The organism is Sulfitobacter alexandrii, from assembly GCF_001886735.1.
Lineage (GTDB): Bacteria > Pseudomonadota > Alphaproteobacteria > Rhodobacterales > Rhodobacteraceae > Sulfitobacter > Sulfitobacter alexandrii.
In genome coordinates, this window is sequence record NZ_CP018076.1 from 3,541,353 (window position 1) to 3,568,064 (window position 26,712).

The following is a 26,712-nucleotide window of genomic DNA, read 5'->3' on the forward strand; positions in this document are numbered from 1 at the left end:
GCCCTCATGCCGCCTGCGCGGCATGTTCCCCTTCGCGCTGCCAGAAGTAGCCCGCGAAGGAACCGAGCAGCACCCACGCCGCCAGACCGATGCCCAGCGCCCGTGCGGCGAAAAGCGCACCGATCTCGGTCGGGACGGGGCCGGTAAAGGTCTCCGGCTCGGGCGCGCCGATCAGGTGCGGCGCCGCGAGAAGCAAGGCCGCAGCGCCCCATGCCGCCCAGTTCTGCCCGAAGGCCAGAAGCCAGAGCGCTATGCAGGCGCTGATCGCGGTGCCGAACCACCAGATTTGCCGAAGCGTCACGTCGGCGGCGGCTACGCCCGGCACCTCCGGGGCGAGGGAGAAACCGGGCGCCAGATGGAAAGCCACGAAACCGGCAACCCCCCAGAGGATACCCCAACGCCCGTCGATCCGCGCGCCACGATCCTCGCCAAAGCTCATCGCGGCCACGAGAATCAACGCGTAGCCGGTGTAGGTCAGCATGGTGAAAATCACGCTCAGCCCGTCCCGCATCAGGTCGAAGCCCGGCAGGGCCGGATGGGCGCTGACCGCCTCGGCGCCAAAATGCACCAGTTCGCCGCTCTCGTAGAGCTCGGCATGCAGCAGCACCGGCTGCACGAACATCAACTGGAGCAGGCCGATGATCGCACCCGAAAGCGCACCGGCGAAAAGAGCGGAAATCAGAAACCGTGACGTCATGACGAGTCCTATAAATCTTTGCAGGCAACGCGACGACATCCCATCAATACGAACACGCCGCCGGATTACGGCAGCGTTCTAGGCTGATAGACGGGTCGGTCCGCGTTGCGTTTCTTGCCACCGGGCCGTGCTTGGGTCAGCGCAAGGCGTCGCTTTGCGCCGGTCCCTCGCGGCCTTGCGGATCAGTGGCAGGGAAAACCTGTCGCATGGCGCACGTCATGCGCGGCATCATGCAGCGCGGCGGCCTGTACGTGCCCGGTCAGCGTGATCAGCGCGATGCCCAGCGCGGCGGCGAACACCGCGGGAACGAAGCGGCTGGCGCTCAGCGACTTGGCGGTCAATGTGGTCATGGTCTTCTCCTTACCGTCACACCCGACGGCCCGTTTGCGTTTCACATGCCTGGCAGGTCTCCTGGCTCGCGAGTCGATGCCCTTGCCCGCCTTCCCTGACCGGATGGTCAAGTGGCACGTTGGACAAGGGCTCTCCGCTTACAGTCGCGGGGGCGGCTTCCGCTTCGGACCGGCTGGCCCTTACGGAATTCCCTGTTCGGTTCCACACCCGATCGGGCGCTTTCGGGAACACCAAGCCGGATCAATGTCGCATTTCACCCGTTTCAAGGCAAGGCTCATTCACGACCGGTCATGCTTCAAATGCGCAGCGCGCGCCTTAACAGACAGTCGGGAGATCGGCGGATCGGACAAAACCGGCGCAATTCATGGCGCCGTGCGCGGACCGCACCAGTTAAAGTCGCGCATCACCGACTCGCCCTGCTCGATCAGGCCCAAGCGTTTCGGCGCCTTGACCTCGACGATGTCCCGGTAGGTCGACCGGCTTTGGTCGTATGAGGCCGTGCAGGTCTGGTCGATGACATGAGTACGACCCTCCGCGTGGATCTCGACCGCATCGCATCCGTTGCTTTTCGCGCCAAACAGGCCGCGCCCGTCGTACACACGCCACGAAGCGTTCGCAGGATTCGCGCAGGTCTCGCCAGCCTGCACCCAAAGCCCGGTCGGCACCGGCAGGGGGCCTTGGCCATGAACGGCGGAGTCGCCTTGAGCAGCCCCCCGTTCGGTCGCGCAGCGCACGAGATCGACCGGTTCGCCCTCTTGCGTCTTGAATGTCAGTCGGTCCGGACCCGCCCGTTGGGTCAGTCGATAGTATGTCCGTTCCCGGTCGCCGATTTCTGCAGCGCCTTCGAGTTGCAGGAAATCGGCGGCCACGAAGGTCACGGGACCGGTCCGGTCAACCTCGCGGACAATCGCGTCACCGGCAAAGGTGTCGATCCGGTCCGCCGAAATGTCGATTTGCGTGATAGATGTGCCTGTACGCGCGCACTCGTTCTCAGAAACATCCCAGCTGCCCTGTACCTCCGCTGGCAAGAACTGGGCAGCAACGGGGGCCGCCGAAACTGCCATCGCAGCGCCACAAAGGGCTGAAATCCAAAGCCGCATGGCCTCTCTCCCATTTTGTCCGCTGTCGGGACAACGAGGCGGCTTGCATTTCGTTCGAGCACGATCAGGTGATTTCGAGTCCGGCGGCCCCTTTGCGGAGCATGTTCTTTGGCCTTGCAGTTGCCCGCCCTCGAGAACCGCAACAGTCCCGGTCTCAGCGCTCGCGTTTGTCGGTGGCTTTGCGGCCGATGTATTTGGCAGCGGTATCGTTGGAGGCTTCAGTGGCATCCACGACACCGATCAACACGCCGGTGCGCGGGCCGGCGGTGCGGTATTTGATGAACGATGCATTCGACATCGTCGTGCGCGCCGATGGGCGGCGCGCCCATGCGTTCAGCTTGTCGTACATGCGTGCGATGGTATCCGCCTGCGCGGCGTCGTTGCCCAGATCGGTCAGCTCATCCGGATCAGCTTGCAGATCGAACAGCATCGGGCGGTGCCCGCTTTCAAAGTGGATCATCTTCCAGTTGTGATCGGCAACCATGAACATGCGCGACTGATCGGGGTGCAGGTCCAGCCGCGCGGCCAAGGGGGTGGCCGAATAGTCGTATTCGCAGATACTGCAATCGCGGGCCGGCGCAGGCCCGCCGCGCAACATCGGCAGCAGCGAATGGCCCTCGAGGATATGATCCAGCGCCGCCGCGTCCCCGCCCGCCACGTCCACGAAGGTGGGTGCAAGGTCGATACACTCCACCAGCGCATCGCTGCTGGTGCCACGGGTCGCGTCAGCCTCCTCTGACGGGTCATAGATGATCATCGGCACCTTGACGGAGGCGTCGTGGAAAAAGGTCTTCTCGCCCAGCCAGTGATCGCCCAGAAAATCCCCGTGATCGGAGGTGATGACAATCATCGTGTCCTCCATCCGGCCCGTCTCTTCCAACCAGTCGAACAGCACGCCCATCTGATCGTCGCATTGCTTGATCAGCCCCATGTAGGCGGTCAGCACCTTGTCGCGGATGTCGTCGCGGGCAAACGCCTTGCCCACGGGCGCGTTCTGGAAGCCCTTGAAAACGGGATGGTCGGTTTCGCGTTCGGCGCTGCTGCGCACCGGCGGCAGGAAATCGGCGGGACCGTACATGCTGGCATAGGGTTCAGGGACGATATAGGGCCAATGCGGCTTGATATAGCTCAGGTGGCAGCACCACGGTTCATCGCCCTGCGCCTTGATGAACTCGATCCCGCGGCGGGTCAGATAGGGGGTTTCGCTGTCTTCCTCGCGGATATTGGCGGGGCTGTCGGAGTTCTGCAGAAACCAGCCAGAGAGCACATTGCCGTCGTCGTCGATGCCGGAGTTGGCATAGTCGTGCCAGGGGTTGTCGCTCTCATAGCCCTTGCCGCGCAGGTAATCGTTGTACTTGAGCGCCCCGCCCGGATCGTAGAAGCCGTCCGGCCCTTCGGGGCGCATGCCGTCGTCGCGTTCCCAGATGTCGAACCCGCATTCGACCACGCGCGCGCCGATCTTGCTGTCCGGTTCCAGCCCCAGCCGCCGCATGCCCTCGGCGTCAGCGGCCATATGGGTCTTGCCGACCAGCCAGCAGCCCATGCCCAGATCGCGCAGATGGTCGCCCATGGTGCGCTCGCCCACCTTGAGCGGCACATTGTTCCAGGACGCGCCATGGCTGTGAACATAGCGTCCCGTATAGGTCGACATGCGTGACGGGCCGCACAGCGGCGACTGGATGCGGGCATTGTCAAACCGCACGCCGCGCGCCGCGATCCGGTCGATATTCGGAGTTTCCAGATGCGGATGGCCGTAGCAGCTTAGGTAATCCCAGCGCAGCTGGTCGAACATGATGAACAGGATATTTCTGGGCTTGGCCATCGAAAAGTCCCCTAGATTGCGCGCTGCGCGGGTTGAAATACAGGATTCCGGGACGTCGCAGCTACCGTCTCGTGAGCGATGGCACCATAGGGCCAATCGATGGCCAGGACAAAGATCATGTCCGCTGTAATACCCGTTTCGACCAGACTTTCCAGAGGCCGCACCTTTGAACCGGGCGGGCATGGTCGCGGCCGCGCGGCATCGCGCGTGGTTCGTTGGTCAACAGGTCGCGCCCTGACGCCGCGAGCGGGGGTTCACCCCGCCACGGCATCCTTGTCTTCGTCCGGGAGCCACCGCCCCTCGACCCGATCCCACGATCCGGCACGCGGGTCTGCTCCTTCGGGCAGGATCGCATTCTTGCGGATCTTGTTCGACACGGTTCGCGGAAACGTATCGACATAGGCGATGAACCGGGGTGTCTTGAATTTCGCCAACCGCCCCGCGCAATGTTCGATCACGGCCTCGGGCGGAATGTCCGCAGGGGTCTTGCCATCGGCCAGCAGCAGATAGACTTTGACTTCCTCGCCGCGGCCCGGCTCTGGTACGCCCACAGCGGCGCTTTCAATCACGCCCGGCATGGCATTCATCACCGCCTCGACCTCCTGCGCGGCGATGTTTTCGCCAGACCGGCGGATCATGTCCTTTATCCGCCCCACGATCTGAAAGAACCCGTCGTCGTCCTGACGGAACAGATCGCCGGTCCGGAACCATCGCCCCGAAAAACCTTCGGCATTGGCCTGTGGGCGCTTGTAATACCCCCACAGGATGCCGCGCCCCGCCACCCAAAGCTCTCCGATCTCGCCCCGGGGAACATCCGTCCCGCTGTCATCGACGATCCGCACCTCGCGAAAGGCGGTGGGCAGCCCGCAGGTGCGTTCAAATGCCTTCTCGCCCGCGGCCTCGGGCACCATCAGCGCGCCGCCGACCTCCGTCATGCCAAAGCTTTCGCGCGCCACGCAGCCAAAGCGGCGCTCAACCTCCCGCCGGGCGTCCTCCCGCCAGCCGAAGATCGAAACGTACTTGAGATGCAGTGCCTTGTCCTTTTCACCCTCCGGCCAGGCCTTGAGCGCGGGTTCGGGAAAGATGCAATAATGGATCTCTTCCTCGACAAGGATGTCATAGGCCCGGCTGAGGCTGATGCGCGGCGCGATCTTGGCCGTACCCCCAAGGCACATGGTCATCAGGAACTGCCACTGGGGGTCCATGTAGTTGAAGGGTGCCCAGATCAACACATTGCGCACATCGCCTGCCGCCCCGCGCCAATGCGCGGCCAGCGAACCGAGCAGCACCCAGTAATCGTGGCTGAGCATGCATCCCTTGGGAAACCCGGTGGTCCCTGACGTGTACTGAAGGTTCAGCATGTCGGTCCTCGACAGCGCCGAAGGGGCGGTGAAATCCGCCGCGCCGTCCCGCAACAGGGCGTCCCAGTCAAGTGTGCCCTCGCGCGTGCCGCCGTGCAGGATGATCCGGGACGTGTCCATCAATGGCGGCAGTTCCGCCATCCCGTCCAGCGCCGGCAATGCCGTATCGTCGATCACCAGGAACTGCGCATCGGCATCGGTCAGCACGAATTTCAGCTCTTGCTGGGTATAGTGGATGTTCACGGGGATCATCACCGCCCCGATCCGCCCCAGCGCCACCCAGGTCAGCGGATAGGCGGGCACATTCGGGAGCATGACCGCCACGTGGGTGCCCTTGCGGATGCCTTGCGCCAGCAAGGAGGAAGCCAGCTTGCGGCTCGCCTCGGCGAATTCGGCGTAGCTGATCGTCTGGCCTGTTTCCAGCCACTTGGCCAGGGTCGTGTCACCGTTTTCCGCTGCCGCCCCGTCGACCAGCGCAGCCAATGTCTCGGGATAAGTCGCAGCCTCGGCCGTGGCGCGGCGCGCTTTCATGGCCGCGATTCCGTAGTCGCTGGTCATTTTTCTGTCTCCGTCTCAATCGTCCGCCAAGGGAAGGGACTGGTGCTCGCCGCGCGACATGAGCGCTGCCCGCTGCAACCGGTAAAGATGCGAGGTCAGGTTCAACGCTTCGTTCCGCGACAGGTCCATCGCGCGCTTGGTCACTTCCATCTCGACCCGGACCGAGATCGGCGGCAGGGACGCGATCCGGTCGGCCAGTTCGCGGGCGCGGGTCATCAACTGGTCCTGCGGCACCACCTCGTTGAAAAGATCGTGTTTCAGCGCCTCTTCGGCAGGCATCCGTTCGCCCAGCAGCACCATCCACATGGCCACGGCGGGCGGCACCTGCTTGGCCAACTGGGTGGACCCCCCTGCCCCCGCCATGCCATAGGCGATTTCGGGCAAACCGATGAAGGCATTGGGCGACGCGACCCGGATATCGGTCAGGTTCAGCATGTAGATCGCGCCCATTCCCACGGCAGGACCGTTGATGGCCCCCACGATGGGCTTGAACCGCTCCAGCGACCTCAATTCGCGCTCCCAGCCGGGGCGCAGGTGTGCCTCCTCCTCGGTAGAGGGAAAGAAATGCGCCGACATCGCCTTGTCCTGGGTTTGGTGTCCGTGCGGGTTCTTGATGTCGTCCCCCGCGCAAAACGCCTTGTCCCCGGCGCCGGTCAGAATGCCGACATGCACCGATCTGTCGGCACAGAATTCCCTGACCGCGTCGTGCAGTTCCTTGTGCATCTCGGGGGTAAAGGCGTTCACCTTGCCGTTCTCGATGGTGAAGGTCGCAACCGGACCGTCCTTTTCGTATCTGATGCCCATGGGGTCCTCTCGGTCTGTTATGTTTCAGGGGGCCAGCGTCGCGACTGCGCGTCGGCGCAGGATTTCGGCGCAGGCCATGGCGATGGTTGTGACGACGATCAGAAGCCCGGACACCGCCGCAACGACGGGGCTGATGTCCAGCCGCAGGTCGGCCCAGATCCGCATCGGCAGCGTCTCGCTCCCCTTCATCAGGAACTGGGCGATGATCAGTTCGTCGAAACTGACGAAGAAGGCAAAGATGGCCGCCGCCACGATGGCCGGGATCAGCGGCGGCAGGGTGGCGACGCGGAAAGCGCGCACCGGCCCCGCGCCCAGTACCCGCGCGGCGCGTTCGATGGTCGGGTCGATCTGGCGGATCGCCGCGCTGGTGATCAGGACGACAAAGGGCATGGCGACGGCGGCATGGGCAAAGGCCAGCGCGATCTCGCTGTCCGTGAGGTTCATCCGCAGCGCGAGAATGAAGACGCCAAGCGCGATGAAGATATGCGGGATCACGATCGGCACCGTCGCGGCATAAGTCAGCGGGGATTGCATCCGCTGCGGCGAGCGGCTGATCGCCAGTCCGGCCAAGGTGCCGCATGTGGTGGAGATCAGCGTCGACAGCACCGCGACCCGGAAAGAGGTGATCGTCGCGGCGATCCAGATCGGGTCCGTGAAATAGGCGCGATACCAGCGCACCCCGAAATCCTCTGGCGGGAAGCGCAGGAACTCGCTGCTTGCAAAGGATACCGGGATCACGATGACAACCGGAAAGATCATGTAAGCCACGATCAGCCAGAAATACCCGGTCAGCAAAAGCGAGGGTTTCAACGTCTGCATGTCACAGTCCTCCCTTCAGGATGCGTCGCGCCAGCATCCGGCCGCCAGCGCGCAGCAGCACGATCATGGCCACCGTCAGCACCAGAAGCACGACACCGAGGGCTGCGGCGAAGCTCCAGTTCAGGCGCTGCACCTGAAATTCGATCAGGTTGGCGATCATCCTGTCCTGCCGGCCGCCCAGAAGGGCCGGTGTGATGAAGAAGCCCATGGAGAGCATGAATATGATGACCAGACCGGTGAGCGTCCCGTCCAGACTGAGGGGCAGAAACACCCGCGCCAGCGCCTGCCTCGGCCTTGCGCCAAGCACCCGCGCCGCGCGGATCAGGTCGAGGTCGATCTCGGTCATCGCGGCGTAGCAGGTCAGGATCTGGATCGGCAGCAGGATCTGGACCATCGCCGCCAGCACCGCCCCCGAGGTGAACAGCATCTGCACCGGTTCGGTTGTGAAACCAAGCGCGGCCAGTGCCTCGTTCACGAGGCCGTCTCGGCCCAGCACGACGATCCAGGCATATGTGCGGATCAGGATGGACATCCACATCGGGATCAGGATCAGGAAGAGCAGTATGGTCTGCCGCCGGCGTGGCTGAAGATTGATGAAGAACGCCACGGGGTAGCCGATCACAGTGCACAGCACCGCGACCGCCAGCGACACCCGTATCGTGCGCCACATCACGTCTAGATAGACGCCCCTCTCGAACAGCCGTTGGAAGTGCTTGGTGGAAAATTCCGGGTCGAACACGCTTGCCCTGAACAGGTCGAAAGAGGGCAGCACGATGAATGCAGCAAGCAAAAGCGCGGCGGGGAGAAACAGCCACAGGATCGGACGCATTTTCATGATCGGTTCTTTCCGCCTTCAAATTCGGCGGCGCGGCTTTGGGTCGCGCGCGCCCCGGATCGGTCGAATGGCGGCGGAACGGGCATCGTCCATCCCGCCGTCAAGGTTGCTACTCAAGCAGCCATTCGTCGAAGCGTTCGCGAATCTCGTCGAGGTTCTCGGCCCAGAACGTATCGTTGGCGACGAACTGCACATCCGCGTTTGCCGGATATGTCGGCATCGTCTTCGCCACGTCCTCGGGCATCGCGTCAAAGAGACCCGGCGCGAAGTTCGGATAGGGCAGCTGCTTGACGTACTCCAGCTCAAGGTCGGGCCGCATGGTGCGCACGCGGATCCAGTCGTGCGCGGCCTCGTAATTGGGCGCGTTCTTCGGAATGCCCACATAGCTGGTGTGCAGCGCACCGCCGTTCCATACGATCTCGGCCGGGATCCCGCTTTCCTGCAGCTTGGCCACCCGCCCGTTATAGGTGCTGGAGTAGAACACCTCGCCGTCGGACAAGAGCTGCACCGACTGCGCGCCGGAGGACCACCAGACCGGGATGTGCGGCTTGATCTCGTCCAGCTTGGCAAAGGCCCGGTCCAGGCCCTCTTCGGTGCCGAGAACATCATAGAGATCCTCGCGGGCCACGCCGTCGGCCAGCAAGGCGAATTCCAGCGTGTACTGCGGTTGCGGATTCAGGGACCGCGGGCCGGGGAACGTTTCCACGTCCCAGAAATCCGCCCAGCTCTCCATCTTCCTGCCTTCGGGGTTCTTGTCCGTTCGCTGCACCAGCACGGTAGAATAGGCGGCGGCAACGACACCGAATTCCTTCTTGGCCTGTTCGGGCAGTTCGCCGTCAGGGTCGAGAAGGTCATAGTCGATGGGGGCAAGCAGGTCGTCCTTTACCCCGATGGGGTAGTTCGCCGCCGAGACTTCCATCGCGTCGTACAGCATCTTTCCGCTGGCCAGCATGGTGCGTACCTCCAGCAGGATATTGCTTTCAGCCGCGATGAATTTGGTTTTCCAACCGGTCGTTTCCTCGAAGGCGGGCAGGAACACCTTCTCGGTGATCTCCTTGACCACACCGCCGGAGCCGGCGATCGTCAGGACCTGGTCCTGCGCAAATGCCGGCTGGGCCAGCGCCAGCAGCGCCGCTGTGCCGAGTGCCAATTTCGTATGTTTCATTTCACTCCTCCTTGGTGGGGGTCACGCCGTGTCGAGCGTAACCGGGACGGCGTCGTTGGGATCAAAGCCAAGCCTGACCTGTTCGCCGCTTTTCATCAGACCGCTGCCCGGACCCCTGTGATCCTGAAAGACGAGCGGCGCGCCACCGGAAGATACGGCAGCGTATTGTACGTGATCGCCCTTGAAGATGACCTCGGTCAGCTTGGCATCGAAAACCAAACCGCCTTCTTGCGAAGCATTCACCGGCCTGATCTTCTCTGGCCGGACAGAAAGCCCTGTGCGCGCCGGGTCCCTGTCGCCGATTGCGGGCAACCGACAGTCCAGACCCGCGATTTCCCAGGTGCCTCCCTGCGCCGCCTGAATGCGGAACAGATTGGTGTTTCCGATGAATTCGGCCACGTACTGGGAATTGGGACGGTCGTAGATTTCCTTTGGGCTGCCGACCTGCGCGATCCGGCCGGCCCGCATCACCGCGACACGGTCCGACAGGGTCAGCGCCTCGCCCTGATCGTGGGTGACAAAGATGATCGTACAGCCGATCTGCGCGTGGTAGCGCTTGATCTCGAGCTGCATCTGCTCGCGCAGCTTCAGGTCCAGCGCACTGAGCGGTTCGTCCATCAGCAGCACCGGCGGATCGAAAACGACCGCACGCGCAAATGCGACGCGCTGGCGCTGTCCGCCCGACAGCTCGTTCGGCCTCCGCGCGGCAAAATCCGACAGGTGGACCATCTCGAGCGCCTCGCCGACCTTGCGCTTCAGCTCGTCTCCGCCCACGCCCCGGAGGCGCAGCGGAAAGGCGACATTCTCGAAAACGCTCAGATGGGGGAACAGCGAATAGCTTTGAAACACCATGCCGACGTTCCGCTTCTCCGGCGGCAGCCCGCCCACCGACCGGTCGCCGATGAACACCTCACCTTCGGTCGCATCTGCAAAGCCCGCCAGAATGTTCAGCGCCGTCGTCTTGCCGGATCCCGAAGGCCCCAGAAAGGTGACGAATTCCCCCGGCGCCACGTCCAGGTCGAATTTATCCAGGGCAATAACCCTGCCGTACCTCTTGGTGACGTTTTTGAACCGGGGGCCAGCATTTGCCATTTCTATTGCACTTCTCTCGGCGTAATATGACATCAATGTCATTTATGACACTACCGTCAGTTTTGGGTGAGTCAATGGATAAGTTTAACATTCTTGAAACGGGCCAACCGCTGTCGGATAAGTCATTGATGGAATCCGCCGAAGCCCCCAACCTGATCGAGATTCTCGATGCACGTGCCGAAAACGCGCGCGACCGGCCGAAGCGGCAACGCACCCGCCTGGCGTTGCTGGCTGCCACTGCGCACGAACTTGAGGAAAACGGCTATGCCAAGCTGACCATTGAGGGGATCGTGAAGCGCGCCGGGCTGGCGCGGGGGACATTCTACCTCTACTTTCCGAACCGGGCGGAGGCCGCCGTCGCCGTGCGCCGCAGCTTTACCGCAACGCTGCGCAAGTTCCGCCCGCGCGGTGCGGGCAGCCTTTCACGGCACGAGGCCATCTACCGGATGAATCGTTTCTACGTAGCCTTCTATGCCAGCAATGCCCGCCTACTGGCCGGCAACAGCGCCCTGTTCAACGATCGGCCCGACCTCGTCGCGTCACGAGATGCCATCAACCAACGCTGGGCCATCATCCTCCTGCGGGACATCCGCAGGCGTGAACCGGACTGCTGGTTCCTTGAGGTGGATGAACGAAAGGCGCTGCTTGCCCTGCGCTTTGTCATCCTCATGGCAGATGAAGCCTTGAGAATGACCTATATCGACCCGCCGCCGACGATCCGCGAACTGGACCAGACACAGGAAGACGTGACCGAGGTGCTGACGACGCTCTGGTACAGATGCATCTACGGCCGCGATGCAGAAACGCTGCAGCCGGTCTGACAGTTGGTGCGCGGCGAGATGCCAAGACAGCCAAGGCCGCGATCTCTCGACGCGTCCGACCGGCGTCGGTCAGTGCCCGCTCCCCTTGGAACACCTCCTATTCCTAAGGTAGTGCTCTCCACATCTCCCGGACAAATCCGAAGGGTGCTTGTCTAACCCAGCATCAGGTTGGGCAGAAAGGTCACGAGACCGGGAAACAGGTAGATGAGCAAGATCGCGAAGAGCAGAAGGCACATGAACGGAAACGTCGCGCGCGCGACGCGGCCGATGCTATGGCCGGTGAGACTTCTCAAGACGATCAGGTTGAACCCTACCGGAGGCGTGATCTGTGCGCATTCGATCACGATTACGGCGTAGATGCCGAACCAGATCGGATCGATGCCTGCCGCCTCGATCATCGGAAGGACGACGGCGCTGGACAGAACGAGGATGGAGATGCCCTCGAGGAAGCACCCCATGACAAGGAAGAATACCGTCAGGACGATGATCAGGCCACCCGGCCCAAGGTTCATCGACTGAACCCATTCGGCGGCGGCACGCGGGATATTGGCGAATCCGACGGCAACAGAAAGGCATGCGGCGCAGGCGATGATAAAGGAGATCATGCAGGAAATGCGCGTTGCGGACATCAGGCTTTCCAGGAACATTGTCTGTGTCAGCGTCCCGTTGATCAGCGCCAGCAGCAATGCGCCGAAGATGCCGACTGTCGCGGCTTCTGTCGGGGTGGCGAACCCGCCGTAGATCGACCCGATGATGGCCACGATCAAGGCGACGACGGGGATCAACTCGCGCGAAGCGCGCAGCTTTTCGCGAAGGGTCGTCCTTTCCGACGCGGTCCCCTGCCGGTCGGGATTTCGAAGCGACCAGATCGCGATGTAGGCCGAGAACAACGTGATCAACACCAGCCCCGGCACGACCCCGGCGATGAACAGCCGCGCGACGGATTGCTGCGCGATGACCCCGTAGACGATCATGATGATGGAAGGCGGTATCAGCAGACCGAAGGTGCCAGACCCGGCGAGCGAACCGATCATCATGTTGCTGTCGTAGTTCCGCGCCTTGAGTTCGGGAATGCTCATCCGCCCGACGGTGGCCGCCGTGACGGCAGACGAACCCGAGACGGCAGCCATGACACCGCAGCCGAATACGTTGATGTGCATGAGCCCGCCCGGCAGGCGCGACACCCAGGGAGACAGCCCTCTGAAAAGGCTCGATGACAGGCCTGAGCGCATCAGGATTTCGCCCATCCAGACAAAGAGCGGCAGCGCGGTCAGCGCCCAATTCCAGCTGGCATCCCACATCGTCGATGCCATGATCGATCCGGCGTCGATCGGGACGAAGAAGTGGAAGATCACCAGCCCTGTGGCAAGGAGCGAGAGCGAAATCCAGACGCCGGACCCTAGGAACACCAGAAGGCAGAACGCAAGAACAAGAAAGGCAAACTGAATCTGATCCATCGCTCTACTCGACCGTGCTGTCGGCGTTTGTTTCGTAATCCGCGGGGTTGCCGGACAGAACCAGCGTTGTCTGCTCGAGAATGGAGAGCAGCATCACCCAGAGCCCGAGGCAGATCGCCGACTGCGGAATCCAGAGCGGAACCGCGAGCAGCCCGGGGCTCAGATCGCCGAAACGGTAGGTATCGTAGGTGAAGGCGGTCACGTGCCACGCCGCGTATCCTACCGTCAGAGCAGCAAAAACGCAGGCCCAGATCTCAAACGCGCGGCGCAGAGTTTTCGGGGCGAAGTCTGCCACCAGTGCAAGGCGAACGTGTCCACCCATCACGAAGGTATGCGCGAGGGCAAGAAAGGTTGCTGCAGCAAGGAAGAACCCCGACAACTCGGTCGTCTCGACCGGCCTTCCGAATTGCCGCGCGACGATCTGGATTGCGGTCGCCACTGCGATTCCAGCGAGAAACGCCGCGGCCAGCCATCCGCAGAAGTTCGCAAGTTTCCTGACAGTTCGACGCAGCATATGCCCATTCCCCCGTGTGACCAATCAGTGCGGCACCAGACCGGTGCCGCACAGTTTTCCAGCCGAACTAGTTGCTGGCGGCGAGGTAGTTGTTCAGGACCTCGACCTCTTCGGAGGATGCCGACGCGCTCCATTCCTCGATCATCGCCTTGCCGATATCTTCCAGCTTTGCCTGAAGCTCGGGGGAAGCATCTGTCACGGTCATGCCCGCATCGACGAGTTCCTGGCGCTTGCTGTCGGTGGCTTCCTTGCTCATCGCCCAGGCACGCTCGGTCGCGGCTTCGCCTGCGGCGAGGATGGCCTCTTGAAGTTCCGGCGAAAGGCGGCTGAGCGCGCGTTCGTTCACGATGATCCCGTTCTTGTTGTGCATCGAGCCGGTGTAGGTGAAGTGAGAAACGTAGTCCCAAGCCTGAATGTCGGTGCCTGTCTGGCCCGAGGTGAACAGCGCCTCGATCAACCCCGTCGAAAAGGCCTGAGGCACTTCGGCGAAAGGCAGGATCGTGGCCTGGAAGCCCAGCAGGTCACCCATGCGCTGGGTTGCAGGAGAGTAGATCCGCAGCTTCACGCCTTCGAACTGCGAACCGTCGGTTACGGGAAACTTGGTGTAGAACCCCTGCCCCGGCCACGGCGCATAGCTGATCACCTTCATGCCGCCTTCGCCGAAGGCCTCGTCAAACCAGGGCTTCTGCGCCTCCATCAAATTCCATGCGGCGTCGTAGTTGCTGGCCACGTTGGGCAGGCTGTCGAGCGTGTACATCGGGCTTTCGTTGCCGTAGACCCCAAACCGGATTTCACCCAGCTGAATCTGCCCCGACTGGACTGCGCGGCGGATCGCGTCGAGCTTGATCAGCTCGCCGTTGGGCCGCAGGTCGATTTTCAACTCACCATTGCTGGCTGCCTCGACCTCTTCGATGAAAGCGCGGATGTTCTTGGTAAAGAAACTGTCCGCTGGGTAGCCCGAAGCCATGACCCAAGTTGTTTCCGCCAGTGCGGGGCCGGAGAAAGTAACGGCCGCGGCGAGTGCTGCGCCCATGGTCTTGAAAAAATTCATCTTGATGGTCTCCTTTGGGTTGGGTGGCTGTCGTGCCGGGATGGCGAATGTTCTCGTGCTTTTCCTCAGCTCTTGCCTGTGTCTTCGGCGTTCAGCTTCATCTGTGCGACACCGCTATTTCCCAGTTCCACGGCAGAAAACGCGCCGCCGTGGTGCGTGTTGGCTGGATCATGCGGATCAAGCGGGCCGTCTGCGGCAAAGATTTCCTTGGCGTAGCGTTCGGCGTTGTCCTTGGGACGGTAGCCAAGGTGGCGGGCGCCTGAATTGTCGACCGGCGCACGGTCATTGTCCGATACGCCATAGACAATCGAGAAGCCGGTGATCTGCGTCGTGATCGCACGTTCGACCAGATGGATCAGATCATCGTAGCTGAGCCATGAACCCACTGCCCTGCTGTTGGACACCTGTGCACAGGACAGGATGCGCATGCACACGGATTCGACCCCGCGCTTGTCCCAGTAGAGGCTTGCCAGATCTTCGGCAAAACACTTCGCCAGCCCATAGAACGTGTCGGGCCGATGGGCGGCGTCGATCCCGATGGACTCCGTTTTCCTGTGCATTCCGACGGCATGGATCGACGACGCATAGACCACGCGGCGCACCCCGTTGCGATAGGCCGCCTCCCAGATGTTGTAGGCCCCGATGAAGTTCGGCCCCAGCAAGGTCTCGAAGGGGGCCTCGTCACCGATGGCACCGAAATGGATGACCATGTCGGCACCTTCGAGCAGGGCTACCATAGCGTCGAGATCGGCAAGGTCCGCTTTCACATATGTCTCGTTCGGCGCGAGGTCTTGCACGCTCTCCCGGAGGTCGGTCGAGACGAACTCGTCGCACATCGCCGCCAGAGGTGCGCGCAGATACGAACCCAGCCGCCCCGCCGCACCTGTCAGCACGAGTTTTTTCATGTCTTAAGTCCTTTCAGTTCCGAGACAGCGGCGGCGATGCGATCCATGGCATCGGCAAGCACGGTTTCCGCGGCTGCCGTGGATATGCGGAAGAAGGGCGAAAGGTCGTAGGCGGACCCCGGCACGGCAGCAACGCCTGCGTCTTCCAGCAACCACGCGGTGACGTCGTTGTCGTCTTTCAGCGTCCGGCCATCGGGACGCGTGGCACCGATCAGCGCCGCACAGCCGATGAAGGCGTAGAAGGCCCCACCCGGCGGATCGAGGGTCAGTCCCGGGATATCTGCCACGCGGCGTACCACCAGATCGCGACGGGCTTCGAACGCTTCCCGGAACCGCTTCACATCATCCTGCGGGCCTTCCAGCGCCGCAGCGGCAGCGGCCTGCGCGATTGAACAGACGCCTGAACTGATCTGGCTCTGCACCTTGGTCATGGCGGCGATAAGATCCTTCGGCCCGGCCCCGTAGCCGACCCGCCAGCCGGTCATGGCATAGGCCTTGGAGACGCCATTCACGGTAAGCGTCCGGTCTTTCAGATCCGGGCACAGCGCCGCGAATGACCGGAAAACGCGACCGTCGAAGAGGATGTGTTCATAGATCTCGTCCGAAAGCACGAGAACACGCGGATGATCCGCCAGAACCGCGCCAAGCGCCAACACATCGGCATCAGAATAGACGGCGCCCGACGGATTTGACGGCTGGTTCAGCAGCAGCCAACGCGTTCTCGGCGTGATCGCGGCGCGCAGGGCTTCCGGTCCAAGCAGGAACCCTTCGGACGCCGGGCATGGCAGGGCGACAGTTACCCCGCCGAGGATGGCGACAATGTCTTTGTACTGACCGAAATAGGGTGCGCAAAGCAGCACCTCGTCCCCCGGTTCGAGAGTGGCCATGAAGGCGTTGAAGAGCACCTGCTTGGCACCGTTCGAAACGATGACCTCGTCGGGGGTATGTTCCAACCCGTTCTCGCGGCGCAACTTGTCGGCCACGGCGCGGCGCATCCGGAGCGTGCCGCCTGTCGGCGGGTATTTTGTGTCTCCGGCCTTGGCGGCCTGATGTGCCGCTTCCTTGATATGGTCGGGCGTGTCGAAGTCCGGCTCGCCGATCCCAAGGTCTATGACGTCCTCGCCGCGGGCGCGGGCGTCCTGTGCGGCCTGGCTGACCCAAGCGGAGGCCGATGCCTTGACGGCGGCGAGACGCGATGCGGCAAAGCTCATGACCGATACTCTTTCACCTGCGCCAGCAGCGCGTCAGACGCGCGGGCCAGCAATACCGTGTCGGTGCCGCAGGCGACGAAGCTGAAGCCTTCGTCCAGCAACTGTGCCGCAAAGCGCGCATCCTGCACGAGCGTGCCGACGGGCATCCCCGCGTCGATCAACTTGCGCGCTGCGGGCCGGATGAGGTTCCACACCGCCTCGTCCATGGGCCGGCCCAGCTTGCCGATATCGGCCCCGATGTCCGCCGGGCCAAAGAAGATGCCGGTGACGCCATCGACTGCGGCGATTTCTTCTGCCCGCTCCACGGCGGCCCGCGTCTCCAACTGGAGCAGAACAGCGGTTTCCTCTTCCACACGTCCGACGTAATCCGTGCACCGGCCAAACCGGGTCGCCCGTGTCGCGCCGGAAACACCTCGGACGCCGCGGGGCGGATAGCGTGTCGCGGCAACGGCGGCCTTCGCCTCTTCGACGGTCTGGATCATCGGAAAGAGGAGCCCCGGTGCGCCCAGATCGAGGAGCCGCTTTACCACCACCGCGTCGTTCCATTCGACCCGGACGATGGCGGTGGTCGACGTGGCAGCAAAGGCCTGCAATTGACCGAGCACGCTGAAGTAGTCGTTCGGGCTGTGCTCCATATCGACCAAGGCCCAGTCGAACCCGGCGGTCGAAACAACTTCAGCCGCGAAATTGCTCGAGAGGCTGATCCAGAGACCGATCTGTTGTTCGCCACGGCGCAGGGCCTGCGTGAACGGGTTGGGCGGGTATTTCATCAGATCACTGCTTTCTCGACCATGGGCTTGCCTTGCGCCACGCGGTCGTATCCGAAGGGTGTCATGTCAAAGGTCCGGTACGCGCCGTAGGTCAGCATCTCCGCGAGGCCACGCCCCATCGCCGGCGACTGCTGAAGCCCGTGCCCCGAGAACCCGTTGATGAAATGGAAGTTGGCGACCTCAGGGTGCGGTCCGAGGATCGCGTTCTGATCGAGCGTGTTGTAATCGTAGTGCCCCGCCCATTCAGTGATGACGCGGATTGCCTCGAACTGAGGAATTCGCGTCGCGATCGCTGGCCATGCGTGATCTTCCCAGCGCGCCTGATCCATCGTGAAATCCGCTGGATCGACGGCGGGGTCGGGATCGGGCGCGCACCCCGCGAGATAGGTCTGCGGTCCGTCCTGGCGGACGTGGACACCTGACGGATCGATGGTCAACGGCAGGTCACGATCAAGCGGCTTTTCGGCGGAAAAGACCCATGTAAACCGCTTGCGCGGCTCGACCGGCAAGGCGATGCCTGCCATCGCCGCCACACCCGCGCCGCGCGGTCCCGACGCGTTCACAAGCTGACCACAGGAAATCACCTCGCCGGTGGCGAGGGTGACACTTTCGACCCGCGTGCCGGCGGCATTCCTGTTGATCGCGACGACCTCGTTCTGGATGTATTCGATGCCCCGCGAACGCGCGGACCGGCGGAACCAGTCGAAAAGTGTCCCGCCATCCCAATAGCCTTCGTCCTTGCGGTTGATCGAACCCAGGATGATATCGTCGAGCTGATAGAACGGATACCGTTCGGCAATCTCATCGGCGCTGAGCAATTCCGTCTCGGCCCCGGCGCCACGCTGGATGATCTGGTTCTCCCGCAGGACATTGGCGAAACGCTCGTTATCCGCGAGGTAGAGGTAGCCAAAGTTCTGGACACTCAGTTTGGGTGCGCGTTCGTCGCCCATGCGGTCGGGCAGGTTCTTGATGAACTCAGCCGTGAACTGGCTGATGCGCACGTTCAGGGGGTCGGAAAACTGCTGGCGAATGCAACTGTTCGTGTGGGCGGTCGCGCATGCCTCAAAGGTCATGTCCCGCTCCACCACCAGAACGCGGCCATCGAAGTCGGCGGATTCCGTCAGGAACCAGGCCGTCGCGGACCCCATGATCGCGCCACCGATGATGACGACATCATAGTTGCCGTGCCGGGGTGACTCGTTCGCCATCAGAGCGCCTCACCCTTGCGAACCGCTTCGGCAACGGCGTCGATGTCGGACTGGTCAAGCCCGTAGACTTCTGCCGCCACCTTGTCCGAGATATAGCCGCGCGCGAGGTCTTGCCGGACCTGTGCCTTGTCTCGCTGAGCCGGGTCGCCGTAACCCGCGCCGCCGGGAAAGGCCATCATCACCTTGCGCCCGTGCGGCACGAACTGCTTGCCCTTGACGCGCATCGCCGTGCCGTCATCCTGGGCGATCGTGGTTGGTGCACCATCGCTTCCGCCATTGCGCCCGCGTGCAGGATGCTGCCCCCGGTCGAACATCGCCTGGATGTCGAACTCGTGCCCCTCCATTGCGCCAACTTCCATGTATTGCCCCAAACCGCCGCGCATCTTGCCGGCGCCGCCGCTGTCGGGCCGAAGTTCCTTGCGCCAGATGATCACGGGGCCTGCATGTTCCGTCGCCTCGATCGGCATGGTCATGACACCCGACGGGAAGGCGGTCGCATTCAATCCGTCAAGTTCGGGCCTTGCCCCCGAGCCGCCCGAGTTGAAGGTCAGCACTTCGGACCGGCGGGCGTCCTTGGGCGCAGGCGCGTCGGTCCGTGGCCGGAGGGACACCTGGAAGTTGCACAGGCATCCCGCGCCTTCCGCCGGCACCAGCCCCGGCACGATTTTGTCGAAGGCGTCAAACGCGGTATCCGGGACGAAATGCCCGACGATATGGCGCAGCGCGACCGGCGCGGGATGCTGCGCATTCACGATCGTATCCTCTGGCGCGATCACCTCGAACGGTGCCAGGGACGCATGGTTGTTCGGAATTTCCGGCGCGATGGCGACCTTCAGCGCGTAACAGGCATATGCCTTGGTATAGACCAGCGGACAGTTGATGCCCTTCTTGTCGACGCCCGAGGAGCCTGCAAAATCCGTCACGATCCGGTCCTCTTCGACCGTTACCCGTACTTTCAGGGTGATCGGCACGTCGAACCCGTCGACCGTCATCTCGCCATCCGCCGACGTCCGCGGCAGCGCGGCGATCCGTTCCAGCGTCGCCAGACGGGAGTTTTCGAGGATGAAATCGGCGATCCCGTCCAGATCCGACAGGTTGAACTCGTGCATCATGTCGATGAGACGCCGGTGCCCGATCTCGTTACAGGTTGCCAAGGCGTACATATCACCGATCAGCTGGTCGGGTTCGCGCACGTTGCCGCGCACGATCTTGACGAGCGTCTCGTCCACGTCACCACGTTCGGCGAACTTCATGATCGGAAGGTAGAGACCCTCTTCGTAAACGCTTTGTCCGTCGGCCCCGAACCCGCGCCCGCCGATATCGACGATATGCGCGGTGCAGGCGAAGAAGCCGATCAGCTTGCCATCGAGGAAAGACGGCGTGACCATGGTGATGTCGTGCAGATGCCCGGTGCCTTCCCAAGGATCGTTGGTGATGTAGACATCACCTTCGAACATGTTCTGCCGACCGATGCGGCGAATGAAATGCGCCACCGCGTCGGCCATCGCGTTGACGTGTCCCGGCGTGCCGGTCACGGCCTGCGCCAGCATCCTGCCCTGGATATCGTAGACCCCCGCCGAGAGGTCACCCGCCTCGCGCACGGATGTCGAAAAAGCGGTCCGGACCAGCGCCTGCGCCTGTTCCTCCACGACCGAGATCAACCGGTTCCACATGACCTGAAAGGCGACGTCAGAATGAGAGCGTGACATGTCGGTGTTCCTTACTGCTTGAGTGTCAGGTCAATGCAACCATCGGGTTGCCGAACCGCGTTGCGGCTTGACGGCACGATGATCGTGGTTTCGGCTTCTACGACGGCGGCGGGACCAGCGGCCCGATCACCCGCTTCTAGGTCTTCGCGCTGGTAGACCTGCGCATCGACAAATCCGCCTGCGGCGACGTCGAAAACCTTTCTGCTGCCGTTCAGTTTGGCCGCCCTCCCGCCTGTGGACGCGTCGACCCGATCGACCTTTTCGGGAGGAGTCGTCGCGTTGACCGACCAGACCGTGATTTCGACATCAAGCCCCGTGACCGGACGGCCGAACAGCTTGGTGTAATCCTCTTCGAAGCGGGCAAGGAACGTCGCGGCATCCGGTTCCATGGCCTGCGCCTCTGTCAGCACCACGGGGATTTCCCAGCCCTGTCCGACATAGCGCATGTAGACCTTGAACTCAGCCAGGATATCGGCGGAAGCGTCACAGGTGCGGACAAAGCCGGTCGATTCCTCTTTCAGCTCTGTCAGCAGGTCCCGGATGCGCTCCGGGTCGAAATCGGCAAGGCGCATGTAGACGGAGCGGTTCGCCTCGAAGCTGAAAGGCGCCCGCAAGAAGCCGATTGCGGAGCCCACCCCGGCACCGGGCGGCACGATCAGCCGGTCGATACCAAGTTTTTCGCAAAGCCGTCCGGCGTGCAGCGGCGCGGCCCCGCCGAAGGCGATCATCGTATATTCGCTGAGATCCTCGCCGTTCTCGACCGCATGCACGCGCGCGGCATTCGCCATGTTTTCGTCGACCACCTCGGCGACGCCATGCGCGGCCTCGATCGGGTCCATCGACAGTGCGGTCCCGATATGAGCGGCAAGGGCGCTTTCCGACGCGTCCCGGTGCAGCTTGATCGACCCGCCCGCGAAATTGTCGGGATCGAGTTTCCCCAGCACGAGATCCGCATCGGTCACGCCCGGACGCTCGCCCCCGCGGCCATAGCATGCAGGCCCCGGTTCGGACCCCGCGCTTTCCGGTCCGACGCGGATTTGGCGCATTGCGTCCACATGGGCAAGCGACCCGCCGCCCGCCCCGATTTCGACCATGTCGATCACAGGTATCGAGATCGGCATGCCGGAACCCTTCTTGAACCGATAGGTCCGCGCGACTTCGAATACCCGCGCGGTCTTGGGGGTCTGGTTCTTGATCAGGCAGATCTTGGCGGTCGTTCCGCCCATGTCGAAGCTGAGCACCTTGTCGAGCCCGTATTGGGCCGCCACGTGGGCTGCGAATACAGCACCCCCGGCCGGGCCGGATTCGACCAGCCGCACGGGGAATTCAGCGGCGCTGGCGATGGAGATGATGCCACCGCCGGAATGCATCAGGAAGATGCGGCAATCGACGCCCTCGTTTTTCAGCCGGTCTTCCAGCCGCCGCAGGTAGGACGCCATGAGCGGCTTGATATAGGCGTTCGCCACCACCGTGTTGAAGCGTTCGTATTCGCGCATCTGGGGCGAGACTTCGGAAGACAGCGACACGGCGACATCCGGAAGCCGTTCTGCCAGCACGTCGCGCACCATCTGTTCGTGCGCGGGATTGAGATAGGAATGGATAAAGCCGACGGCGATGCTTTCGAATTGGGCTTCGGCGATCCGGTCGACCAGAGCTTCGATCTCTGCCCGGTCAAGGGGGATCATGATTTCGCCCTTGGCGTTGACCCGTTCGCCCAAGGTGAAGCGGTACTGTCTGGGCAGCAGCGGTTCGGGAAGTTTCAGGTTCAGATCGTACTGTTCGAAGCGGCTTTCGGTCCGCATCTCGATCACATCGCGGAAACCTTCGGTGGTGATCAGCGCCGTCTTGGCCCCGCGCCGTTCGATCAGCGCATTGGTCGCCAGCGTCGTTCCGTGGATGATCTGGCCGATCTCGCCCGCGTCGATGCCGGCCTTGGCACAGACCTGCTGCATGCCGTCGATGATCGCATCCTCAGGCGCGCCATAGGTCGTGAGCACCTTGGTCGAGAACCGTTCGCCCCGCCGTTCAAGCACGACATCCGTGAATGTACCGCCAATATCGACGCCAAGCCGGGTTTCAAACGATGCCATTTTCGATGCTCCAGAGCTGCGTTTCGGTGCCGCGTCACCCCGCCGTCCGAGGTCCGGACCGGTGACGTCATCTGGCAACTCTCGTGGAACTTTCACGATTGGGCAAATTGTTTGAATTTCTCAAGGCGATCAAAAAAATTAATCGTCCCGCTCTGCCGAGATCTGCGCGGCAAGCTCCGCCGCGAACCGCACGAAACCGGGCGCGCGGGCCGTGTCGAACCTTGCGTGAAATTCAAGCGCTGTCGGCAGCCAGTCGCAGGGGACTTCGACCAACGCGGAGTCCCGGACGCGATTGCGGGCCAGCGCCTTGGGGAGCAAGGCAACGCCCATGCTGTCGATGGCCATTTGCAAGGCGGATGCGAGACTGCTGGAATAGACCAATCGATCCATCCGGTAGCTTCGTGCCTCGCAATGCGCCACGAGTTCGCGTGCAGCAGAGGATTGCCGCGAATGGATCAGGACCGGGCCTTTCATGACCTCGGCCAACGTGGAATGGCCTTCGAGACGGCGCGAGACATCCGGCGCGGCGAACCATGAATAAGGGTAGGTTCCGATCGGAACAGCCGCCCCCTCGTTGATCGACGAAGGCCCCGCCGTCAGGATGAGATCGGTCTGCCCTTCCGAAAGGCGCCGCGCCACTTCGGTCGACAGATCGACATCGAGCTGTACTGTCACCGTCGGGTACTCTTCCCGGAACCGCCTCAGGAAGGGGTGAAGCCATGTGCAAGCGATGAGTTCCGTCACGCCGAGCCGGAGCCGATGGGAAATCAGGTCCTTCCGATCCGCGACACTCACGAACGCCTCTGCCGCCCGCAACACCTGCCGGGCGGCAACCAGCAATTCCTGCCCTTTGTCGGTCAGGCGGACCGACCCGGGGGTCCGATGCATGAGCACCACCCCCAGGTGTTGCTCAAGCGTGGCGATCCGGTTCGAGATGTTCGGTTGCGTTGTCCCCAGCACCTCCGCCGCCTTTCGAAAGGAGCCCACGTCCACCACGCAGACAAAACCTTCGAGTTGTTTCAGAGTTACCATTTTGCCGATCATGTCTCATTGGGGTTGTTGCATCAAGAAGCGGGGGACGTTGTCGAAAGCGCGAAGCGTCGGCTGGCAAACCGTGTCTCGTGATGTTTGAAGGATGATAGCGACGCATTGTGACTTCGGAAATCCAATCCTCGTCAGTGGAGGCGATTAACGCAACAGTCCTCTCCGCCGAGGATGTTCTTCAGGCTGGCAGAGCGTGCTTGCAGGATTACTTGTGGTCCTGCGCACGGCAGAGGCGCATAACGGGCGGACGATCCCCCGAAATTCAGGAGCCGCCCGACTTGAACCGCACGACCCTTGCGATCCTTTATTCCCTGTTGGCCCTGCTGCTCTTCGACGGGATGGGTCTGATCATCAAACTTCTCTCCCATGACTATACCGCCGCCGAGCTGTCGGCCTACCGCAACATCGTTGGACTGATACCCGCGCTGCTGGTTCTATGGACCTCCCGAGACTGGCACGCCAAGGGTCGCAGCATGCGGATGCGGCAGTGGAAACTGGCGTTGCTGCGCGGTGTGATCCTGACCTTCGCGCAGTATTTCTTCTACCTTTCACTCGGCTTGCTCACATTCGCCACGGCGTCGACCATTTCATATGCCAACGCGGTTTTCGTCACGGCGCTGGCGATACCGTTGCTCGGTGAAAAGGTCGGGATGGTCCGATGGGCCGCCGTGCTCATCGGCTTTGCCGGGGTGGTCATGATCGTGGGTCCGGGGCGTGATACCTTTTCTCTCTCCGCGCTCCTGCCGCTTGGCGCCGCACTGTGCTATGCGTTGACGGCGGTCACCGCGCGGATGATGGACGAGGGTCCGTCGACCGCATTGATAAACCTCTATTCCACCGGGGTCGCGGCGCTGGGGGCGATGGTGCTGGCGATGGCAACGGGGGGGTTCACGCCGATCCGCGACACCACGGACCTGCTCTGGATCGCCGCGATGGGCGGGCTTGGGGGGTTCGCCGTGCTTGTCCTTGTCACTGCGTACCGAATGACGGAACAGAGCAACCTCGCGCCGTTCAGCTACTTCGGCATTCCATTGGCCTTTGTGCTCGGATGGCTCTTTTTCGGCGAGGCACCGTGGGAAGAACTCTTCCCGGGCGCTTTCCTGCTGTCCGGAGGCGGACTGCTGATCATCTGGCGCGAACGGCAGATGAACGAGAAACTGCGGAACGCAACCACCCCCAGGTAGAGGTGGCGGTCAAACCACCATTTCCTGCGCCTCCTGCGGGCCGACACCGAAGACCCGCTTGTAGCGTTCGATCTCGTCGGCCGGGCCCATCGCCTTGTTCGGATTGTCCGACAGCTTCACCGTCGGCCTGCCGTTCGCCGCGATCGCCTTGCAGACAAGCGAAAACGGCGCCAGCGCATCGTTCTCGACGAGGCCGCGGAAATCGTTCGTCAGCAGGGTGCCCCAGCCGAACGAGACATTGACCTTGCCCGCGAACCTGTCGTGCAGTTCGCGTATCTTGTCCACGTCCAGACCGTCCGAGAAGATCACCCTTTTCTGCCGCGGATCCTCGCCACGCGATTTCCACCAATCGATGGCGATCTGCGCAGCCGTCGCCGGATCACCGCTGTCCACGCGGATACCGGTCCAGCCCGCCAGCCAGTCGGGCGCGTTGTCCAGAAAACCTTTGGTCCCGTAGGTATCTGGCAGGATGATGCGAAGGTTGCCATCGTGTTCGTCATGCCAGTCCGACAGGACGTCGTAGGGGGCCTGAGCCAGTGCCGCGTCATCCTCCGCCAGGGCGGCATAGACCATGGGCAGTTCGTGTGCGTTGGTGCCGATCGCCTCGAGTTCGCGGCTCATGGCGATCTTGCAGTTCGACGTACCGGTGAATGCCTTGCCCAATCCTTCCTGCATGGCCTGAACGCACCAGTCCTGCCAGAGATAGCTGTGCCGCCGACGGGTGCCGAAATCGGCGACGGACAGGTCCGGTATCTTGCGCAACTGCTCGATCTTTTCCCAGACACGGGTCATGGCGCGGGCATAAAGCACCTGCAGTTCGAAACGGCCCATGGTATCCAGCACCGCGCGGCCACGCAGTTCCATGAGCACGGCGAGCGCGGGTATCTCCCACAACATGACTTCGTGCCACTTTCCCTCGAACGTCAGCTCGTACTGGTCGCCTCGCCGTTCGAGGTGGTAGGGCGGCAGGCGCAGACCCTCGAACCATTCCATGAAGTCGGGGCGGAACATCTGCCGCTTTCCGTAGAACGTATTGCCGCGCAGCCACGTGCTTTCCCCCCGGCTGAGGCTGAGCGACCGGATGTGGTCCAGTTGCTCGCGCAGTTCGCGTTCGTCGATCAGCTTGGCAAGGGGCACATGATCGGAGCGGTTGATGAGCGAGAAAGTGACCTGCGTGTCAGGCCTGTTCCGAAAAATGGACTGGCACATCAACAACTTGTAGAAATCCGTGTCGATCAGGGACCGGACGATGGGGTCGATCTTCCACTTGTGGTTCCAGACACGGGTTGCGATATCCACCATCAGATGTTCCTCAGAATTGCCATCCCCTTGTGACAAAGACTGCGGGACGGGGGCAAGGCCAAAGATAAAGGCGGGAAATCATGGAGTTGCTTTCTAGTTTGACGCCGGGGCAAGTCTTGTTTCCCGTTGTGCTGGGGCTCGCCGCCTTCGGCTATGTCCGATGCCTGACCCTCGCGCCATGGTTGACGCTGCTCGGTTCATTCGCACTCGCCGGCCTGATCTCCCTGTCCTTCCCGCTTGACCAGGAGAATGGACCGGTCTGGGGCGTGGTCGCATTGCTGGTCCTTGTCGCGTTTCTCTTGTCGAGGCGTGGGCGCGCGCCCGGACCGGCCCGCGCTGCAGCCGCAAATCAGGTGAAGGCGAAGGATCGCAAGGATATCGTGATCGACGGGACCAATGTGCTTTACTGGGATGGCGAAGCGGCAGAGCTGGCAAGCCTGCGCATCGTGGTTGGTGCGCTGCTTGACCGGGGCTGGGCGCCGGTGGTGTTTCTCGACGCTTCATCGCGCCATCACCTCAAGGACAAGAGCCTGGACGAACAGGCCTTTGCAAAGTCGCTTGGGCTGCCCCGGAACCGGGTCATGGTCTGCCCGGCGGGAACGGAGGCCGACGCCTTCCTGCTGAAATACGCGCGAGAGCATGATATGCCGGTGGTGTCGAACGACCGGTTTCGGGATCGCGCCCAGATCGCGGGCAAACTGCGGATGGTGCGCGGCATATTTGCCAACGGTAAGCCGATCTTCGACGGACTCTAGCCGCGGCTGGCTTTTGCCGTTCCGTGTCGCGCCCAATCCCGGTAAGCCGGGATGACATCCGAATTTGCCAAACACGAAGGCCCTCCC

General features: G+C 62.6%; 24 protein-coding genes and 1 riboswitch. Of the genes, 3 read left to right on the plus strand and 21 right to left on the minus strand.

Going from position 1 to position 26,712, the window contains the following annotated elements; genetic code table 11:
• Positions 1–4 precede the first annotated feature (4 nt).
• The 10 genes from BOO69_RS17320 to BOO69_RS17365 all read right to left on the minus strand — a co-directional run bounded on the left by BOO69_RS17320 (position 5) and on the right by BOO69_RS17365 (position 10,604).
• Positions 5–697, minus strand: coding sequence for a CbtA family protein (locus BOO69_RS17320; RefSeq protein WP_071973303.1), 693 nt, complete (start codon positions 695–697; stop codon positions 5–7).
• A 182-nt stretch (positions 698–879) separates the two neighbouring features.
• Positions 880–1,047 carry a CbtB domain-containing protein gene (locus BOO69_RS17325; protein ID WP_071973304.1) on the minus strand — a complete coding sequence of 56 codons (168 nt, stop codon included), beginning with the start codon at positions 1,045–1,047 and terminating at the stop codon, positions 880–882.
• 34 nt (positions 1,048–1,081) lie between these two features.
• Positions 1,082–1,298: riboswitch (cobalamin riboswitch) on the minus strand.
• Positions 1,299–1,410: 112 nt separating this feature from the next.
• A complete protein-coding gene (locus tag BOO69_RS17330; RefSeq protein WP_156874958.1) occupies positions 1,411–2,112 on the minus strand; it encodes a hypothetical protein in 702 nt (233 codons plus the stop codon).
• Positions 2,113–2,302: 190 nt separating this feature from the next.
• Positions 2,303–3,970 (minus strand): sulfatase-like hydrolase/transferase, encoded by a 1,668-nt coding sequence (locus BOO69_RS17335; protein WP_071973306.1) that lies wholly within the window; start codon positions 3,968–3,970, stop codon positions 2,303–2,305.
• 254 nt (positions 3,971–4,224) lie between these two features.
• Positions 4,225–5,889: a class I adenylate-forming enzyme family protein gene (locus BOO69_RS17340; RefSeq protein WP_071973307.1), complete on the minus strand. Its 1,665-nt coding sequence runs from the start codon at positions 5,887–5,889 to the stop codon at positions 4,225–4,227.
• A gap of 15 nt (positions 5,890–5,904) precedes the next feature.
• Complete coding sequence (locus tag BOO69_RS17345) at positions 5,905–6,693, minus strand: enoyl-CoA hydratase/isomerase family protein (protein WP_071973308.1); 789 nt, start codon at positions 6,691–6,693, stop codon at positions 5,905–5,907.
• Between the two features lie 24 nt (positions 6,694–6,717).
• Entirely contained in the window at positions 6,718–7,512 is a 795-nt protein-coding gene (locus BOO69_RS17350; protein WP_156874959.1) for an ABC transporter permease, read from the minus strand.
• Position 7,513: 1 nt separating this feature from the next.
• Positions 7,514–8,347: an ABC transporter permease gene (locus tag BOO69_RS17355; RefSeq protein WP_071973309.1), complete on the minus strand. Its 834-nt coding sequence runs from the start codon at positions 8,345–8,347 to the stop codon at positions 7,514–7,516.
• Positions 8,348–8,456: 109 nt separating this feature from the next.
• Positions 8,457–9,512 carry an ABC transporter substrate-binding protein gene (locus BOO69_RS17360; protein ID WP_071973310.1) on the minus strand — a complete coding sequence of 352 codons (1,056 nt, stop codon included), beginning with the start codon at positions 9,510–9,512 and terminating at the stop codon, positions 8,457–8,459.
• 21 nt (positions 9,513–9,533) lie between these two features.
• The gene (locus BOO69_RS17365; RefSeq protein WP_071973311.1) at positions 9,534–10,604 is read right to left on the minus strand and encodes an ABC transporter ATP-binding protein; all 1,071 of its coding nucleotides are present in this window, start codon (positions 10,602–10,604) and stop codon (positions 9,534–9,536) included.
• 35 nt (positions 10,605–10,639) lie between these two features.
• On the opposite strand from BOO69_RS17365, the gene BOO69_RS17370 reads away from it, so the two are divergent.
• Positions 10,640–11,425, plus strand: coding sequence for a TetR/AcrR family transcriptional regulator (locus BOO69_RS17370; protein ID WP_216636990.1), 786 nt, complete (start codon positions 10,640–10,642; stop codon positions 11,423–11,425).
• A 152-nt stretch (positions 11,426–11,577) separates the two neighbouring features.
• Here the strand turns inward: BOO69_RS17370 and BOO69_RS17375 are convergent, their stop codons facing one another.
• The 10 genes from BOO69_RS17375 to BOO69_RS17420 form a co-directional block, all read right to left on the minus strand.
• Positions 11,578–12,882, minus strand: coding sequence for a TRAP transporter large permease (locus BOO69_RS17375; RefSeq protein WP_071973313.1), 1,305 nt, complete (start codon positions 12,880–12,882; stop codon positions 11,578–11,580).
• 4 nt (positions 12,883–12,886) lie between these two features.
• Positions 12,887–13,396, minus strand: coding sequence for a TRAP transporter small permease (locus tag BOO69_RS17380; protein WP_083545567.1), 510 nt, complete (start codon positions 13,394–13,396; stop codon positions 12,887–12,889).
• A gap of 67 nt (positions 13,397–13,463) precedes the next feature.
• Positions 13,464–14,447, minus strand: a complete 984-nt coding sequence (locus BOO69_RS17385) for a TRAP transporter substrate-binding protein (protein WP_083545569.1) — start codon at positions 14,445–14,447, stop codon at positions 13,464–13,466.
• Between the two features lie 65 nt (positions 14,448–14,512).
• Positions 14,513–15,352 (minus strand): NAD-dependent epimerase/dehydratase family protein, encoded by an 840-nt coding sequence (locus BOO69_RS17390; RefSeq protein WP_071973314.1) that lies wholly within the window; start codon positions 15,350–15,352, stop codon positions 14,513–14,515.
• Entirely contained in the window at positions 15,349–16,563 is a 1,215-nt protein-coding gene (locus BOO69_RS17395; RefSeq protein WP_071973315.1) for a pyridoxal phosphate-dependent aminotransferase, read from the minus strand. Before BOO69_RS17395 ends, BOO69_RS17390 begins: the two co-directional genes overlap by 4 nt.
• Positions 16,560–17,333, minus strand: coding sequence for an HpcH/HpaI aldolase family protein (locus tag BOO69_RS17400; protein WP_071973316.1), 774 nt, complete (start codon positions 17,331–17,333; stop codon positions 16,560–16,562). The genes BOO69_RS17395 and BOO69_RS17400 overlap by 4 nt, the downstream gene beginning before the upstream one ends.
• The gene (locus tag BOO69_RS17405) at positions 17,333–18,541 is read right to left on the minus strand and encodes an NAD(P)/FAD-dependent oxidoreductase (protein WP_071973317.1); all 1,209 of its coding nucleotides are present in this window, start codon (positions 18,539–18,541) and stop codon (positions 17,333–17,335) included. Before BOO69_RS17405 ends, BOO69_RS17400 begins: the two co-directional genes overlap by 1 nt.
• The gene (locus tag BOO69_RS17410) at positions 18,541–20,250 is read right to left on the minus strand and encodes a hydantoinase B/oxoprolinase family protein (protein ID WP_071973318.1); all 1,710 of its coding nucleotides are present in this window, start codon (positions 20,248–20,250) and stop codon (positions 18,541–18,543) included. The genes BOO69_RS17405 and BOO69_RS17410 overlap by 1 nt, the downstream gene beginning before the upstream one ends.
• A gap of 11 nt (positions 20,251–20,261) precedes the next feature.
• Positions 20,262–22,340, minus strand: coding sequence for a hydantoinase/oxoprolinase family protein (locus BOO69_RS17415; protein ID WP_071973319.1), 2,079 nt, complete (start codon positions 22,338–22,340; stop codon positions 20,262–20,264).
• A gap of 138 nt (positions 22,341–22,478) precedes the next feature.
• Positions 22,479–23,372 carry a LysR family transcriptional regulator gene (locus BOO69_RS17420; RefSeq protein WP_172839556.1) on the minus strand — a complete coding sequence of 298 codons (894 nt, stop codon included), beginning with the start codon at positions 23,370–23,372 and terminating at the stop codon, positions 22,479–22,481.
• A gap of 290 nt (positions 23,373–23,662) precedes the next feature.
• Here BOO69_RS17420 and BOO69_RS17425 point away from each other — a divergent pair, with 290 nt between their 5' ends.
• On the plus strand, positions 23,663–24,568 hold the full coding sequence (locus BOO69_RS17425) for a DMT family transporter (RefSeq protein WP_237267511.1): 906 nt from the start codon (positions 23,663–23,665) through the stop codon (positions 24,566–24,568).
• Positions 24,569–24,577: 9 nt separating this feature from the next.
• Here the strand turns inward: BOO69_RS17425 and pncB are convergent, their stop codons facing one another.
• Positions 24,578–25,870 (minus strand): nicotinate phosphoribosyltransferase, encoded by a 1,293-nt coding sequence (pncB, locus tag BOO69_RS17430; RefSeq protein ID WP_071973321.1) that lies wholly within the window; start codon positions 25,868–25,870, stop codon positions 24,578–24,580.
• An 80-nt stretch (positions 25,871–25,950) separates the two neighbouring features.
• Here pncB and BOO69_RS17435 point away from each other — a divergent pair, with 80 nt between their 5' ends.
• Positions 25,951–26,625 carry an NYN domain-containing protein gene (locus tag BOO69_RS17435; RefSeq protein ID WP_083545571.1) on the plus strand — a complete coding sequence of 225 codons (675 nt, stop codon included), beginning with the start codon at positions 25,951–25,953 and terminating at the stop codon, positions 26,623–26,625.
• The last annotated feature ends 87 nt before the right edge of the window (positions 26,626–26,712 follow it).